Raw genomic sequence first — 12,889 nt, 5'->3', positions numbered from 1 at the left:
TTTTCGAGCGCCGCTACTGTCTACTTTTCAAGCGCCGCCGACAGTCGGGTCTGCGCGGGATCTGGCCTACTGGAGGTCGATCCCTGACGAAGGGAGTAGGCATGGCGACGATGACAAGCGATGGTGCGATGCGTCGGCGAAAGGCTCCGGTCGGTCCGCTGGAGCGACGGTGGTACACCGTGGCCGAGGTGGCCGAGATGCTTGGATACGGGCCGACGAAGGTGAGGATGATGTGCATCTCCGGAAACTTGCGCTCGCTCAAGGATGGTGGGTCCCGACGCATTCTCCCCGCCTGGGTGGACGAGTACGTCGCCAAGCGGGCGGCCCAAGCCGAGGCTGACTGGTCGTGAGCCGTCGGGCCAATGGAGAAGGGTCGATCTATCCCTACCGGAACGGCTTCGCTGCACACGTGTGGATCACCACCCTGCTGGTCGCCGTCAGCGCAAGTCGGTTTACGGGAGGACGCGGGCCGAAGTCCACCAGAAGTGGCTTCGGCTACATGAACAGGCGCGGCGTGGCCCCGTTGCGCCAGTCTCGCCCAAGCTTGGTGACTTCCTCGAGCAGTGGCTGACAGAGACTGTCCGGCCCGGACTCTCACCAGCCACTGCGGTCAACTACGAGTTGTTCTGCCGGCTCTACATCGTGCCCGACCTGGGCGACCGCAAGCTCGAAAAGCTGTCTGTCCGCGACGTCCAGACCTGGGTCAACGAAATCAGGGTGCGGTGCCAGTGCTGCTTCCAGGGCAAGGACGCCGCACGACCAAAGCCCAAGTGCTGCGAACGCGGGCGTTGTTGCCGTGAACTCGCCTCCGAGTGGACGGTTCATCAGGCGTGGCGCGTGCTCCGCGGGGCGTTGACCCAGGCCATGCGCGAGGAGCTCGTGTCCCGCAACGTCGCCGCGCTCGTGCGCGTGCCCGTACCTCGAGCAAAGCGAGCCGTTGTGTGGTCGGTGGACGACGCACGGCGGTTCCTCGAATCTGCTCGTGAAACCCAGGATCCCCTGTATGCCGCGTACGTGCTGCTGCTTGTGCTCGGCCTTCGGCGAGGAGAGGTGCTTGGACTTGCGTGGGAAGACGTCGACCTGAAGCAGGGGGAGGCCTACGTCGCATGGCAAGTCCAACGGGTCGACGGTCAGTTGCTTAGGCGTCGGACGAAGACCCCCTCTTCCGACGCGCCGCTGCCGCTGCCGGCCATCGCCGTGCGAGCCCTCGAGCGGCACCGGGCCGAGGAGAACCGTCGAAGGCTCGCCGCCGGAGACATGTGGGGCGACTGCGGCCTCGTCTTCACAACCCGTCTCGGCGACCCGCTCGACCCGCGCAACTTCCACACGGCGTTCAAAACCCGGGCGCGCAAGGCCGGCGTCCCGATCATCCCGGTCCACGCCACGCGGCGGACCTGCGCGAGCCTGCTCGTCTCGCTGGACGTGCACCCGCGAGTGGCGATGGCGGTGCTGCGGCACAGCAGGATCGCCCTGACGATGGAGGTCTACTCCCAGGTCTCGTCGCAGTCGACCCGCGACGCGCTGCACGACCTCGGAGACCGGCTGTCTAGCGACGCCTGATCCCAGCGGCGTAGGCCTTCAACCTATTAGGGCATAGGGCCTGCCGAAATGGGAACCCAAGACCGCTCCAGCTGGCCGCCGAGTGGCTTCAATCTCAGCCGAGGACAGGATCGAGAGCTTGAACCAGCCTCTTCAATTCCCTCGCCCAGCGTTCGCTGGAGCCATCGCCGTCCATGGTCTCGACAAGGGCCGTCGCACGCGCGAACGCGATCCTCGCCCCGACGCTCTGTTCGTCAGAAGGCCCTGGCTCCCCAACTGGGGCTTCGTCAACTTCGGTGTAGGCCGCCAACTGACGGTTGACCATGTCGACCTGGCTCTGGAAGTGCTGCAAACGACCACGCAGTCGTCTGACCATGCGCTCGGTTTCACGCTTGCAGGCCGGGTCATGGTACTTGGCGCGACGCCCCGGTCCGGTGCTGTGCTGTAGACGCTCGTCGCACCGTGGATTGGCGCAGAAGCCGTCGAGGAACTCCAGGTCGGCTGCACTCTCATCGATGGCCGTCACCTCAACGAGGTGCGTGCCTTTGCTGGTCCGCGTCACCCAAACTCCAGGCGAGAAAAATTCGCGCGAAATCTCATGCCGCCATCGTATGACATCGACACTGTTGGCAGAGCCGCCACGCCGCCGCGCCCTCAGCGAAGCCGGCCCCCGACGAGACGCGACTCGCCGTAGCAAGCGAAAGGAATCTGCGCGAAAAGAGCCCATCGCAGACTAAACGCAAGGACCAGCTCAGATGGGCCGAGTCGACACACCTCGACAGTTGGGAGCGCAGGGAACAAGGGAAAGGGCGTGCACATCACGCCGAGGGAGGATGGCCGCTGGAGCGTTGTCAGGGAGGGTGCTGAGCGCGCATCTTCTGTCCACGACACGCAAGCAGGCGCTGCCACCGCGGGCAGAGGCACCGCCCGACGTGAACAAACTGAGCTTTACATCCACGGTCGCGATGGCCGGATCCGGGAGCGGGACTCCTATGGCAATGACCCCTATCCACCGAAGGGCTGAGTCCTATGGCCAACTTCAACGCAAGTCAGTTCAACGCGCAGGTGCGCGCCGCTCAGCGGCGCGCACAGCAGCAGCTCAACAGCGAGATCGACAAGGTCAACCGGGCGAACAAGAAGGTCGTGGATGACTACAACCGCAGGGCTCAGGCGCACAACCGTCGAGTGATCGCGGACTACGACCGACAGGTCGATGCGCACAACCGCAAGGCTGACGCGCACAACCGCCGCGTGCTCGATGACCTGAACAAGCAGCTCAGTCAGGGGCGTTCCACGACCGTGCGCTACACGGAGCCGGAGCGTCGGCTGGCGGACCGGGTTCACGAAGCAGTCGCTCAGGTGGACCCGAGGGAGTACGACACGTTCTTGAGCTACGCGCGGATCGACGGCAGTGAGGTGGCAGCCGAGCTCCGCTCTGTGCTGGAAGACCTCGGGGTTGCAGTGTGGTTCGACCACGTCTCGATCCAGGCCGGCAAGAGCCAGTCGCTTCAGATGGATCAGGGGCTGCGCAAGGCCCGGTCTGGTATCGCCTTGCTGACGCCCGCCTACTTGGCTGGCCGCTTCTGGACCGAGCGTGAGCTCGGCGCCCTGCTGGGCAAGTCCACGCTTATCCCGGTCCTACACAACGTCACCTTCGAAGACGTGCAGGAGTACAGCGGGATTCTCCCCGACCTCGCGGGCTTCACTACCTCCACCGACTCAGTCAGCGACATCGCCCGGAAGATCGCGGCGGCGGTCACCGTCACTAGGTGAGCGAACATCACGGAATCAGCGTCTACACGGTGCGTCGGCCATCGCTCCGCGACTGCAGTACTTCGCTGGGGTACGGACGCGTCAGAGGCCCTCCCCGCATACCGGGAAGGCCTCTGACCTGGGTGGAGGCGACCGGACTCGAACCGACAACCCTCTGCTTGCAAAGCAGATGCGCTACCAATTGCGCCACGCCCCCGAGGGGTATGCAGTTGTGCCGCGCGGGAAGCCGCGCGGGGGTGGACCAGGCGGTCCTGGGGGTTACTGACCGGGCTGGCCCGGCACGTCGTCGGTGGCCTCGGCCCAGAGGTCGCGCTCGGCCTGCTGGTCCTGCATGCGCTTGAGGGCGACGAGTCCGGCGGCGGCCGCAGCCACCATGAGGAGACGCTTCATCGTCGATCACCTTCCTGTCGGGTCGACACCAGCGGGGCGGGTGGTGGGCCTAACTGGACTTGAACCAGTGACCTCTGTCTTATCAGGACAGCGCTCTAACCGACTGAGCTATAGGCCCGCTCCACGTGCGACGCACGCGAAAATCGAGATTACCCCACCGTCGCTGGCGCCACCAAAACGTCGGCACCCGACCCTCCGCAGAGTAGTAATACTTGCACCATATGTAGTAGACCTACTACATTGCCATCATGCCTCCCGCCCCCGTGATCAGCTGCCGCGGCCTGTCGATGTCGTACGGCGAGCACCTCGTCCTCGACGGCATCGATCTGGAGATCCACCGCGGGCAGGTCGTCGCACTGCTCGGCCCCAACGGGGCCGGCAAGACGACGACCGTGGAGATCCTGGAGGGCTTCCGGCAGCCCTCGTCGGGCGAGGTCACGGTGCTCGACCAGGCCCCCACGACCGCCCCCGAAGCCTGGCGCGCCCGCGTCGGCGTCGTGCTGCAGAGCTGGCGCGACCACGGCACCTGGCGGGTTGCCGACCTCATCGAGGTCATGGGGGCTTACTACGCGCCCTACGCCACGGCGCAGGTCCAGCGCCCCTGGCCCACGGCCGAGCTGCTGGCCCGCGTGGGTCTCGCCGAGCACGCCCGCCAGCGCATCGACAAGCTCTCCGGCGGTCAGCGGCGCCGGCTGGACGTCGCCATCGGGCTGGTCGGCCGACCCGAGGTGCTCTTCCTCGACGAGCCGACGACCGGGCTCGACCCGGCCGGCCGCCGCGACGTGCACGACCTCGTCGCGGACCTCGCCGACCTGGACACCACGGTGCTCATCACGACGCACGACCTGGCCGAGGCCGAGAAGATCGCCGACCGGCTGCTCATCCTCGCCGGGGGTCGGATCGTCGCGGATGGCACGCCGGACGCCCTACGGCTCCAGCTCTCGCGCTCCAGCGAGGTGCGCCTTCGAGACCGGGCCACGGGCGAGGTGAGCGTGCACGCCGAGGCGGACCCCACGGCATACCTGACGCAGGTGCTGACCTCTCGCCCGGCGAGGTGGAGGTGCTCGAGGTGCGCGCCGCCTCGCTGGAGGACGTCTACCTCGACATCGTGCAGCGCTCCGGGGCCGCCGATTCCGACACCCGGCCCACCCTGGACCCCACTCCGCTGGAGGCCCTCCGATGAGCACCATCCCCCGCGCCGTCGTCGGCGCCGCTGCGCGGCAGGCGCGGATCACGTTGATCCGCAAGTACACCTCCGCCAACGGCATCACCACCGTCATCATGTCGCTGCTCGTCCTGGTCGTGATGTGGTTCCTGCGCGACCTGGAGTTTGGCGCAGCCCAGGTGGGCGCCGGCGGCTACATCTTCTGCGGGTTCCTCGCCTTCGGCGTCATCGCCGCCGCGGTCCTCGGCGTTGCCGGCGAGCTGCAGGCCGAGCGTGAGGACGGCACCCTGCTGCGCGCCAAGGCGGTGCCCCACGGCATGACCGGTCACCTCGTCGCCAAGCTCGTCGCCGCGCCGGTCGACGCGCTCATCCCGGTGCTGCCGGCGATGGTCGGGGCCGCGGTGCTGCTGCCCGAGCTGAGGGAGACCGGGCCGGGCCGGTGGCTGCTGCTGGGCCTCGTCTTCCTGCTGGGCGTCGCGGCGATGCTGCCCTGGGGCGCCGTGCTCGGGTCGGTCTTCCGCACCATGATGGGGCTGGCCTGGGCGATGATCTCGATGTATGCCGTCGCCGCCCTCTCCGGCGTCTTCTATCCCGTCGCGGGGTGGCCGGCGCCGCTGCAGTGGCTGGCTCAGCTCAGTCCGCTCTATTGGATCGGCGTCGCGGTGCGTTCGGTGCTGCTGCCGGAGAGCGCGGCGGCCGCCGAGGTGGGCGGGGAGTTCCGCCTCGTGCTGGCGCTGGGGGTGCTCCTCGCCTGGGCCGTCGTAGGGGTGCTCGTGGCTCCCGTGCTGCTGCGGCGGATGGCGCGGCGTCAGTCCGGCAGCGCGGTGCAGGCGGCGCGCGAGCGGGTGCTCGCGAAGGGATACTGATCCCGGTATGCCGAGCGAGTCAGAACCGCTGCACAACCGGATCGCCGTGCTCCGGGTGGACCGTGGCATCAGCCGGCGGGAGCTGGCGCAGGCGCTCGGGGTCCACTACCAGACGGTGGGCTATCTCGAGCGTGGAGAGTACAGCCCATCCCTCCTGCTGGCGCTGCAGATCGCGGAGTTCTTCGAGCTCCCGGTCGAGGCGGTCTTCAGCCGATCCCCCTTCCCGCCGGTCGGTCGGGGCTGAGCAGGGCTTCCCCACCTGCCGCGTCTCTACTACACTGTGTCATAGATCGTGACGAAGGAGTGGTGGATCATGACCGACCAGAACGGACGCTCGGCACGCCCCTTGGTGGTGGGCTACGACGGGTCCGAGAGCGCGGAGCAGGCGGTGCGCTGGGCGGCGGGAGCAGCGGCTCGGGCCCGGCAACCGCTGGTCGTGCTCCACGCGGCGGACCGGATCGTCTACGCCCAGGACGAGGTCGCGGGCCTGTGGGACCCGGAGAAGGTCCGACAGGCCTCGCTGCGGGCGGCCGAGGCGGGTGCAGAGTTCGCCCGCGAGCAGCAGCCCGAGGTCGACGTCTCGGCCCGCTCCTCGCTGCTCAGCCCGCGACAGGCCCTCGACGAGGCGTCGGCGCAGGCCGCCGGTGTGGTCGTCGGGACCCGAGGGCTCGGACGGGTGCGGCGGGCCCTCGTCGGCACCACGGCCTACGGGATCACCGGCCACTCACGGTGCCCGGTCACGGTCATCCCGCACGACGCCCCGGTCCCCGGCCCCGGGAGCCCGGTGGTGGTGGGGGTCGACGGGTCGGTCAGCGGGGACCGGGCCCTGGAGGAGGGTCTACGTCAGGCGCAGCTGTGGGAAGCCGAACTGCGGCTGGTCTGCAGCTGGGAGCGACCGCACGAGGACCCCTGGGGCCTGCCCCCCGTGGGCTACCGCACGATCGAGGACGCGGGGGAGGCCGCACTCGCCCGGGCCCAGGACGTCGTCCGGCACGCCGCCGACCATGTCCGTGAGCGCGACGAGAGGCTCACCGTCAGCACGGACACGCCGTCCGGCCGCACCGAGGAGAGCCTGCTGGCCGCCACCGAGGGCGCCGGTCTGCTCGTGCTCGGCAGCCGAGGGCACGGCCGGTTGTCGGTGATGGTGCTCGGGTCGACCACCTCGCACATGCTCCACCTGAGCGAGGTCGCGGTGCAGGTGGTGCCCTGAGCGGGCACCGGGCTCACTCGTCGGAGAGCGTCACCTGGGCGCCGCCGACGAGGGCGGCGCAGATGTTGTAGAGGAACGCCGACAGGGTCGCGAGCGCGGTGAGCAGGAAGACGTTGAGCACGCCGAGCACCGCCGCCAGCGACAGCACCCGGCTGAAGCCGAGGTAGTCGGTGAGGTCGATCGTCGGTCCGCTCGCCTCACCGCTGGTGATCTGGGTGAGGAAGTCGTTGATCGTGGAGAAGACGTTCATCCCCGACAGGACCGTCCACAGCACCGCGACCATGACCACGCCGGAGATGCCCAGGGCGACCGAGACCAGGAAGCTGATCTTGAGCACCGACCAGGGGTCGATGCGCTGCGCGGTCAGGCGGACGCGGCGAGGCCCTCCGCGCCGCGGGGCCGGTCGCGAGGGAACCCTGTTGCCCGAGGTGCGGGCCGTGCTGGCCGGTGCCCCCTCACGCGCCGCGGCACCGCGTCCGGCGGCTCCGCGGCCCGCGCTCGCCCCGGCTGCCGACCCGGAGGCCATGCCGGCGGTGGCCCCGCGCAGCGCACGAGCCTTGCGGGCGGCGAGGTCCCGTCCCTGGGCGGTCCGGGCGAGCGCGCCGTCCTTCATCTTGGCGGCGGCGGAGCGGCTCTCGCCCGAAACCTGGCCGTCGGCGTCCGGTGCCGGACCGGGCTCCGTGGTCCCCTCGGGGCGCGCCTTCTCGTGCGCCTGCGTCTCGTCGGGGGAGGACGCAGCCGGCCCGGACGTCCCAGACGTGCCGCTCATGCTCCATCTCCCTCGGTGCTGTCGGTGTCGACCTCGGCGGTCGACTCGGACTGCTCGACCTGACCCGACGGTACGCCATCGCCCGCCACGGGCGGTGCATCCGCGCCGCCCACCGGCTCACCGCCGGCCTCGACGAGCTCCTCCTCGGCGGCAGCCTCCGCGTTGCGGGCGACCGCCACGATGGCGTCGCCCTTGCCCGGCCGGGCGAAGATGACCCCGCTGGTGTCGCGGCCCGTGACGCGCACGCCGTTCTCGCCACCCACCCGGGACCGCACGACGTTGCCGCGCTCGGTGAGGACGAGCACCTCGTCGGTCTCGTCGACGAGCAGCGCCCCGACGACCTGACCGGCCTTCTCGGTCGACTTCGCGACCTTGATGCCGAGGCCGCCGCGACCCTGCACGCGGTACTGCGAGACCGGGGTGCGCTTGGCCATCCCCGACTCGAAGACCACGAAGACGAAGGGATCGGTGCCGGCCGCGACGACCTGCATGGCGAGCAGGTGGTCCTCGCCGCGGAACTTCATCCCGGTCACGCCCGAGGTCGCACGACCCATCGGTCGCAGCGTGTCGTCACCCGCCGGGAAGCGGACCGACTGCCCACCGCCGGAGACGAGGAGCACGTCGTCGTCGCCGTGCGCCAGCGCGGCGCCGACGAGCTCGTCGCCTTCGCGCAGGTTCACCGCGATGAGCCCGCCGGAGCGGGCCGAGTCGTAGTCCGGCAGCCGCGACTTCTTGACCAGGCCGTTCTTCGTCGCGAGCAGCAGATAGGGCGCCTGCTCGTAATCGCGCAGCGGCAGCACCGAGCGGATCGTCTCGTCCGGCTGGAAGGCCATGAGGTTGGCGACGTGCTGCCCCTTGCCGGTGGGTCCGGCCTCGGGGAACTCATAGGCCTTGGACCGGTAGACCCGGCCCTGGTCGGTGAAGAACAGCATCCAGTGGTGGGTGCTGGTCACGAAGAAGTGCTGCACCACGTCGTCGGCCCGCAGCGCGGCGCCGCGCTTGCCCCGGCCGCCGCGGTTCTGCGCGCGGTACTCCCGCACCGGGGTCCGCTTGACGTAGCCGCCCCGGGTGATCGTGACGACCACGTCCTCCTCGGGGATGAGGTCCTCCATCGACATGTCGCCGTCGAAGAGGTCGATCTTGGTCCGCCGGTCGTCGCCGAACTTGTCGACGATCTCGGTCAGCTCGGTGGAGATGATCTCGCGCTGCCGCTCCGGGCTGGCCAGGATGGCCTCGAACTCCTGGATCTGCGCCTCGAGCGCGTCGTGCCGCTCCTGGATCTCCTGCCGCTCCAAGGCCGCGAGCCGACGCAGCTGCAGGTCCAGGATGGCGCGAGCCTGGTAGTCGTCGATCTCGAGCAGCGTCTTGAGCCCTTCGCGGGCCTCGTCCGCCGACGGGCTGCGCCGGATGAGCGCGATGACCTCGTCGAGCTGGTCCAGCGCCTTGAGGTAGCCGCGGTAGACGTGGATCTGCTTCTCGGCCTCACGCAGGCGGTACTGGGTGCGTCGGACGATGACCTCGACCTGATGCTCCACCCAGTGCCGGATGAAGGCCGAGATCGGCAGCGTGCGCGGCACCCCGTCGACCAGGGCGAGCATGTTGGCGCCGAAGGACTGCTGCAGCTGGGTGTGCTTGTAGAGGTTGTTGAGCACCACCTTGGCGACGGCGTCGCGCTTGAGCACGATGACCAGCCGCTGGCCGGTCCGCCCGGAGGTCTCGTCGCGCAGGTCGGCGACGCCGCTGACCTTGCCGTCCTTGACCAGCTCGGCGATCTTCTTGGCCAGGCTGTCCGGGTTGACCTGGTAGGGCAGCTCGGTCGCGACCAGGCAGGTGCGCCCCTGGATCTCCTCGACCTCGACCACGGCCCGCATGATGATCGAGCCCCGGCCGGTGCGGTATGCCTCCTCGATCCCCTTCTTGCCCATGATCAGGGCGCCGGTCGGGAAGTCCGGGCCGGGGATGATCTCGAGCAGCGCCTCCAGCAGCTCCTCGCGGGAGGCGTCCGGGTGGTCCAGCAACCACTGGGCGCCGGCGGCGACCTCGCGCAGGTTGTGCGGCGGGATCTGGGTGGCCATGCCGACCGCGATGCCGGCCGAGCCGTTGACCAGCAGGTTCGGGAAGCGCGCCGGGAGGACGGCCGGCTCCTTGGTCTTGCCGTCGTAGTTGTCGACCATGTCGACGGTGTCCTCGCGGATGTCGCGCACCATCTCCATGGCCAGCGGGTGCATCCGGCACTCGGTGTACCTCGGTGCGGCGGCCGGGTCGTCGCCCGGCGTGCCGAAGTTGCCCTGCCCCTGGACCAGCGGGTGGCGCATCGACCAGTCCTGCACGAGCCGGACGAGGGCGTCGTAGATCGCGCCGTCGCCGTGCGGGTGGTAGTTGCCCATGACGTCGCCGACGACGCGCGAGCACTTGTTGAAGCCACGGTCCGGGCGGTAGCCCCCGTCGTACATCGCGTAGAGCACCCGCCGGTGCACCGGCTTGAGGCCGTCCCTGACGTCCGGCAGCGCCCGGGAGACGATAACGCTCATCGCGTACTCGATGTAGCTGCGCTGCATCTCGGCGTTGATGTCGATCGGCTCGATCCGGTCGCCGGTGCCGGTCACCGCCGCCTCGAGGGCGGCGTCGGCGCTCTGGGCCGCGGTGGAGGCGTCGGGGATCTCGGGCAGGTCGGGGGTCTGGTCGTCAGCCATGGGTCCTCGGTATGCAGTCACGCGGTTCGGGGGGTGTGCGGGGGCCACGCGGTTGAGGGGGTGTGCGGGGGGCGGAGCACCCCGCATGATCAGATGTCGAGGAAACGCACGTCGCGGGCGTTGCGCTGGATGAAGGCGCGCCGGGACTCCACGTCCTCGCCCATGAGGATGGCGAAGATCTCGTCGGCCTTGGCGGCGTCCTCCAGCGAGACCTGCAGCAGCACCCGGGTGTCCGGGTTCATCGTGGTGTCCCACAGCTCGCTGTAGTCCATCTCGCCGAGGCCCTTGTAGCGCTGCACGCCGGTGTCCTTGGGCAGCCGCCAGCCCTTGGCCGCACCCTCCTCGAGCAGGGCGTTGCGCTCCCGGTCGGTGAAGGCGAACTGGTGCTCGGCGTTGGTCCACCTGATCCGGTAAAGCGGCGGCTGCGCGAGGTAGACGTAGCCCGCCTCGATCAGCGGCTTCATGAACCGGAAGAGCAGCGTGAGCAGCAAGGTCCGGATGTGCAGGCCGTCGACGTCGGCGTCGGCCATGAGCACGATCTTGTGGTAGCGCGCCTTGGAGATGTCGAAGTCCTCGCCGATCCCGGTGCCGAAGCCGCTGATGAGCGCCTGCACCTCCTGGTTGGCCAGGATCTTGTCGAGGCGCGCCTTCTCGACGTTGAGGATCTTGCCCCGGATCGGCAGGATCGCCTGGTTGTGCGGGTTGCGGCCACTCACCGCCGAGCCGCCGGCCGAGTCGCCCTCGACGATGAAGACCTCGGAGATCGTCGGGTCGTTGGACTGGCAGTCGCGCAGCTTGCCCGGCAGCCCGCCGGACTCCAGCAGGCCCTTGCGCCGGGTGGCGTCGCGCGCCTTGCGGGCGGCGATACGGGCGGTCGCCGCCTGGACGGCCTTGCCCACGATCTCCTTGCCCTCGCGCGGGTGAGCCTGCAGCCAGTGCCCGAACTCCTCGTACATCGCGGTCTGCACGAAGCTGCGCACCTCGGAGTTGCCCAGCTTGGTCTTGGTCTGACCCTCGAACTGCGGCTCGCCGAGCTTGACGCTGATGACCGCGGTGAGACCCTCGCGGATGTCGTCGCCGGTGAGGTTGGGGTCCTTCTCCTTGAGCAGCTTCTGCTCCCGGGCGAAGTCGTTGACCAGCCGGGTGAGGGCCGAGCGGAAGCCCTCCTCGTGGGTGCCGCCCTCGTGGGTGTTGACCGCGTTGGCGTAGGTGTGGACGGCCTCGGTGTAGGCGCTGGTCCATTGCATCGCCACCTCGAGGCTGAGCATGCGCGCCTCGTCGGTGCTCTCGAAGGCGATGACGTCCTCGTGCACCGGCTCGCTGCGCTTGGACTTGTTGAGGTAGGTGACGTAGTCGAGCAGACCGTTGTCGTAGCGGTAGGTGTGGTGCCGGCCCTTCGCGGTGCTGGGCGAACCCTGGTCACCGTGCTCGACACCGGGGGTCGCGCCGTCCTTGTCCTGCTCAGCCTCCCCGTCGATGGGGTCGTCGAGGGCGTCGACGTCCGTCTCGACCTCGCGGGGTCGCTCGTCCGTCAGGGCGATGGTCAGACCCTTGTTGAGGAAGGCGGTCTGCTGGAACCGCGCCCGGAGGGTCTCGTAGTCGAAGTCGACGGTGTCGAAGATGTCGGTGCTGGGCCAGAAGGTGATGGTCGTGCCGCTCTGCCGCTCGGCGTCGGTCTCGGCCGCGCGCTCGGCCAGCGGGGACTGCGGGACGCCCAGGTGGTAGGTCTGGGTGAAGACCTTCCCGCGCTGGCGGACCTCGACGTCCAGCCGCTCGGAGAGGGCGTTGACGACCGAGGAACCCACGCCGTGCAGCCCGCCGGAGACCTTGTAGCCGCCGCCGCCGAACTTGCCGCCGGCGTGGAGCTGGGTGAGCACGAGCTCGACCGCCGGCTTCTTCTCCACCGGGTGGATGTCGGTCGGGATGCCGCGCCCGTTGTCCCGCACCCGGACGGCGCCCGCCGCGGTGAGCGCCACGTCGATCCGGTCGGCCTCGCCCGCGAGCGCCTCGTCCACGGCGTTGTCGACGATCTCCCACACCAGGTGGTGCAGGCCGCGCGGCCCGGTCGAGCCGATGTACATCCCCGGGCGCTTGCGGACGGCCTCGAGGCCCTCCAGCACGGTGATCGCGGAGGCGTCGTAGGCCGAGGCGGTGGCCAGCGAGCCGGGGTCCCCGCTGCCCGCTGCTGCCTCCGGGAGCTCCGGCATCGTGACGTCGACCGCGGGGTCGCCCTCGCCGTCGGCGCCGTGATCGGGGCCTGGGCCGTGCTCTGGTCCGGCAGTGGACAAGGGGGCTCCTCGGGTGAAAGGGCAAAGACGCCTCATTCTACCCTGTGGGCGCGCTATTTCCGAGTTCCCACACCCTCCCCAGCGCCGTCCGCGGCCCGGGAGGCCGGTTGTGAGCGATGCGACCCCGGATCAGGGGTCCCCCCACGTGCGCGACGCCCCGACGCTCCCGCGGGGCGTCCGCCGTCGAGCACCGTCG

The 12,889-nt window shown here is 69.4% G+C and carries 13 protein-coding genes, 2 tRNA genes and 1 pseudogene; 9 read left to right on the top strand and 7 right to left on the bottom strand.

Translation table 11 applies throughout. The annotated features are described in order from the left end of the window. Window positions 1–350: helix-turn-helix domain-containing protein (locus tag BJF86_RS18885; RefSeq protein WP_237768153.1), on the top strand; the 350-nt coding region annotated here is incomplete at its 5' end. Beyond that, complete coding sequence (locus tag BJF86_RS09275; RefSeq protein WP_237768152.1) at window positions 265–1,560, top strand: tyrosine-type recombinase/integrase; 1,296 nt, start codon at window positions 265–267, stop codon at window positions 1,558–1,560. The genes BJF86_RS18885 and BJF86_RS09275, both read left to right, overlap by 86 nt. A gap of 94 nt (window positions 1,561–1,654) precedes the next feature. Here the strand turns inward: BJF86_RS09275 and BJF86_RS09270 are convergent, their stop codons facing one another. Further along, entirely contained in the window at window positions 1,655–2,101 is a 447-nt protein-coding gene (locus BJF86_RS09270) for a hypothetical protein (RefSeq protein WP_075818445.1), read from the bottom strand. Window positions 2,102–2,350: 249 nt separating this feature from the next. Between BJF86_RS09270 and BJF86_RS09265 the strand changes: the two genes are divergently transcribed. After that, window positions 2,351–2,563: a DUF2188 domain-containing protein gene (locus BJF86_RS09265; protein WP_075818443.1), complete on the top strand. Its 213-nt coding sequence runs from the start codon at window positions 2,351–2,353 to the stop codon at window positions 2,561–2,563. A gap of 5 nt (window positions 2,564–2,568) precedes the next feature. Further along, window positions 2,569–3,312: a TIR domain-containing protein gene (locus BJF86_RS09260; protein WP_075818441.1), complete on the top strand. Its 744-nt coding sequence runs from the start codon at window positions 2,569–2,571 to the stop codon at window positions 3,310–3,312. 123 nt (window positions 3,313–3,435) lie between these two features. Here BJF86_RS09260 and BJF86_RS09255 read toward each other — a convergent pair. The 3 genes from BJF86_RS09255 to BJF86_RS09250 form a co-directional block, all read right to left on the bottom strand. Further along, window positions 3,436–3,508: transfer RNA gene (locus BJF86_RS09255), tRNA-Ala, on the bottom strand. Between the two features lie 62 nt (window positions 3,509–3,570). Further along, window positions 3,571–3,702, bottom strand: coding sequence for a DLW-39 family protein (locus BJF86_RS18880; RefSeq protein WP_235585695.1), 132 nt, complete (start codon window positions 3,700–3,702; stop codon window positions 3,571–3,573). Window positions 3,703–3,743: 41 nt separating this feature from the next. Further along, window positions 3,744–3,820 (bottom strand) — tRNA-Ile (locus BJF86_RS09250). A gap of 130 nt (window positions 3,821–3,950) precedes the next feature. On the opposite strand from BJF86_RS09250, the pseudogene BJF86_RS18875 reads away from it, so the two are divergent. The 5 genes and pseudogenes from BJF86_RS18875 to BJF86_RS09230 form a co-directional block, all read left to right on the top strand. Next, window positions 3,951–4,493, top strand: a pseudogene (locus tag BJF86_RS18875) (ABC transporter ATP-binding protein); the annotation flags it as partial. 263 nt (window positions 4,494–4,756) lie between these two features. Continuing rightward, window positions 4,757–4,885 carry a hypothetical protein gene (locus BJF86_RS19375; protein WP_269087271.1) on the top strand — a complete coding sequence of 43 codons (129 nt, stop codon included), beginning with the start codon at window positions 4,757–4,759 and terminating at the stop codon, window positions 4,883–4,885. Next, a complete protein-coding gene (locus BJF86_RS09240) occupies window positions 4,882–5,733 on the top strand; it encodes an ABC transporter permease (protein WP_075818439.1) in 852 nt (283 codons plus the stop codon). Before BJF86_RS19375 ends, BJF86_RS09240 begins: the two co-directional genes overlap by 4 nt. A 7-nt stretch (window positions 5,734–5,740) precedes the next feature. After that, the gene (locus BJF86_RS09235) at window positions 5,741–5,977 is read left to right on the top strand and encodes a helix-turn-helix transcriptional regulator (RefSeq protein ID WP_022923457.1); all 237 of its coding nucleotides are present in this window, start codon (window positions 5,741–5,743) and stop codon (window positions 5,975–5,977) included. 48 nt (window positions 5,978–6,025) lie between these two features. Further along, complete coding sequence (locus tag BJF86_RS09230) at window positions 6,026–6,943, top strand: universal stress protein (protein ID WP_075818437.1); 918 nt, start codon at window positions 6,026–6,028, stop codon at window positions 6,941–6,943. Between the two features lie 13 nt (window positions 6,944–6,956). Here BJF86_RS09230 and BJF86_RS09225 read toward each other — a convergent pair whose 3' ends face one another. The 3 genes from BJF86_RS09225 to gyrB form a co-directional block, all read right to left on the bottom strand. Further along, entirely contained in the window at window positions 6,957–7,712 is a 756-nt protein-coding gene (locus tag BJF86_RS09225) for a DUF3566 domain-containing protein (protein WP_237768151.1), read from the bottom strand. Next, complete coding sequence (gyrA, locus tag BJF86_RS09220; protein ID WP_075818435.1) at window positions 7,709–10,405, bottom strand: DNA gyrase subunit A; 2,697 nt, start codon at window positions 10,403–10,405, stop codon at window positions 7,709–7,711. The genes BJF86_RS09225 and gyrA overlap by 4 nt, the downstream gene beginning before the upstream one ends. Window positions 10,406–10,494: 89 nt before the next feature. Beyond that, window positions 10,495–12,612, bottom strand: coding sequence for a DNA topoisomerase (ATP-hydrolyzing) subunit B (gene gyrB, locus BJF86_RS09215; RefSeq protein WP_075818447.1), 2,118 nt, complete (start codon window positions 12,610–12,612; stop codon window positions 10,495–10,497). Window positions 12,613–12,889 lie beyond the last annotated feature (277 nt).

This window comes from Serinicoccus sp. CNJ-927 (assembly GCF_001942435.1).
In the GTDB taxonomy this organism is placed as follows: Bacteria; Actinomycetota; Actinomycetes; order Actinomycetales; family Dermatophilaceae; genus Ornithinicoccus; species Ornithinicoccus marinus.
This window is presented reverse-complemented; position numbering and strand designations above follow the sequence as displayed.

Excerpts from the sequence above, each read along its gene's own strand:
- BJF86_RS09275 (WP_237768152.1), top strand. The coding sequence starts at position 265 with ATGGTGGGTCCCGACGCATTCTCCCCGCCTGGGTGGACGAGTACGTCG.
- BJF86_RS09260 (WP_075818441.1), top strand. The coding sequence starts at position 2,569 with ATGGCCAACTTCAACGCAAGTCAGTTCAACGCGCAGGTGCGCGCCGCT.
- BJF86_RS18880 (WP_235585695.1), bottom strand. The coding sequence starts at position 3,702 with ATGAAGCGTCTCCTCATGGTGGCTGCGGCCGCCGCCGGACTCGTCGCC.
- BJF86_RS09240 (WP_075818439.1), top strand. The coding sequence starts at position 4,882 with ATGAGCACCATCCCCCGCGCCGTCGTCGGCGCCGCTGCGCGGCAGGCG.
- BJF86_RS09235 (WP_022923457.1), top strand. The coding sequence starts at position 5,741 with ATGCCGAGCGAGTCAGAACCGCTGCACAACCGGATCGCCGTGCTCCGG.
- BJF86_RS09225 (WP_237768151.1), bottom strand. The coding sequence starts at position 7,712 with ATGAGCGGCACGTCTGGGACGTCCGGGCCGGCTGCGTCCTCCCCCGAC.
- gyrA (WP_075818435.1), bottom strand. The coding sequence starts at position 10,405 with ATGGCTGACGACCAGACCCCCGACCTGCCCGAGATCCCCGACGCCTCC.
- gyrB (WP_075818447.1), bottom strand. The coding sequence starts at position 12,612 with ATGCCGGAGCTCCCGGAGGCAGCAGCGGGCAGCGGGGACCCCGGCTCG.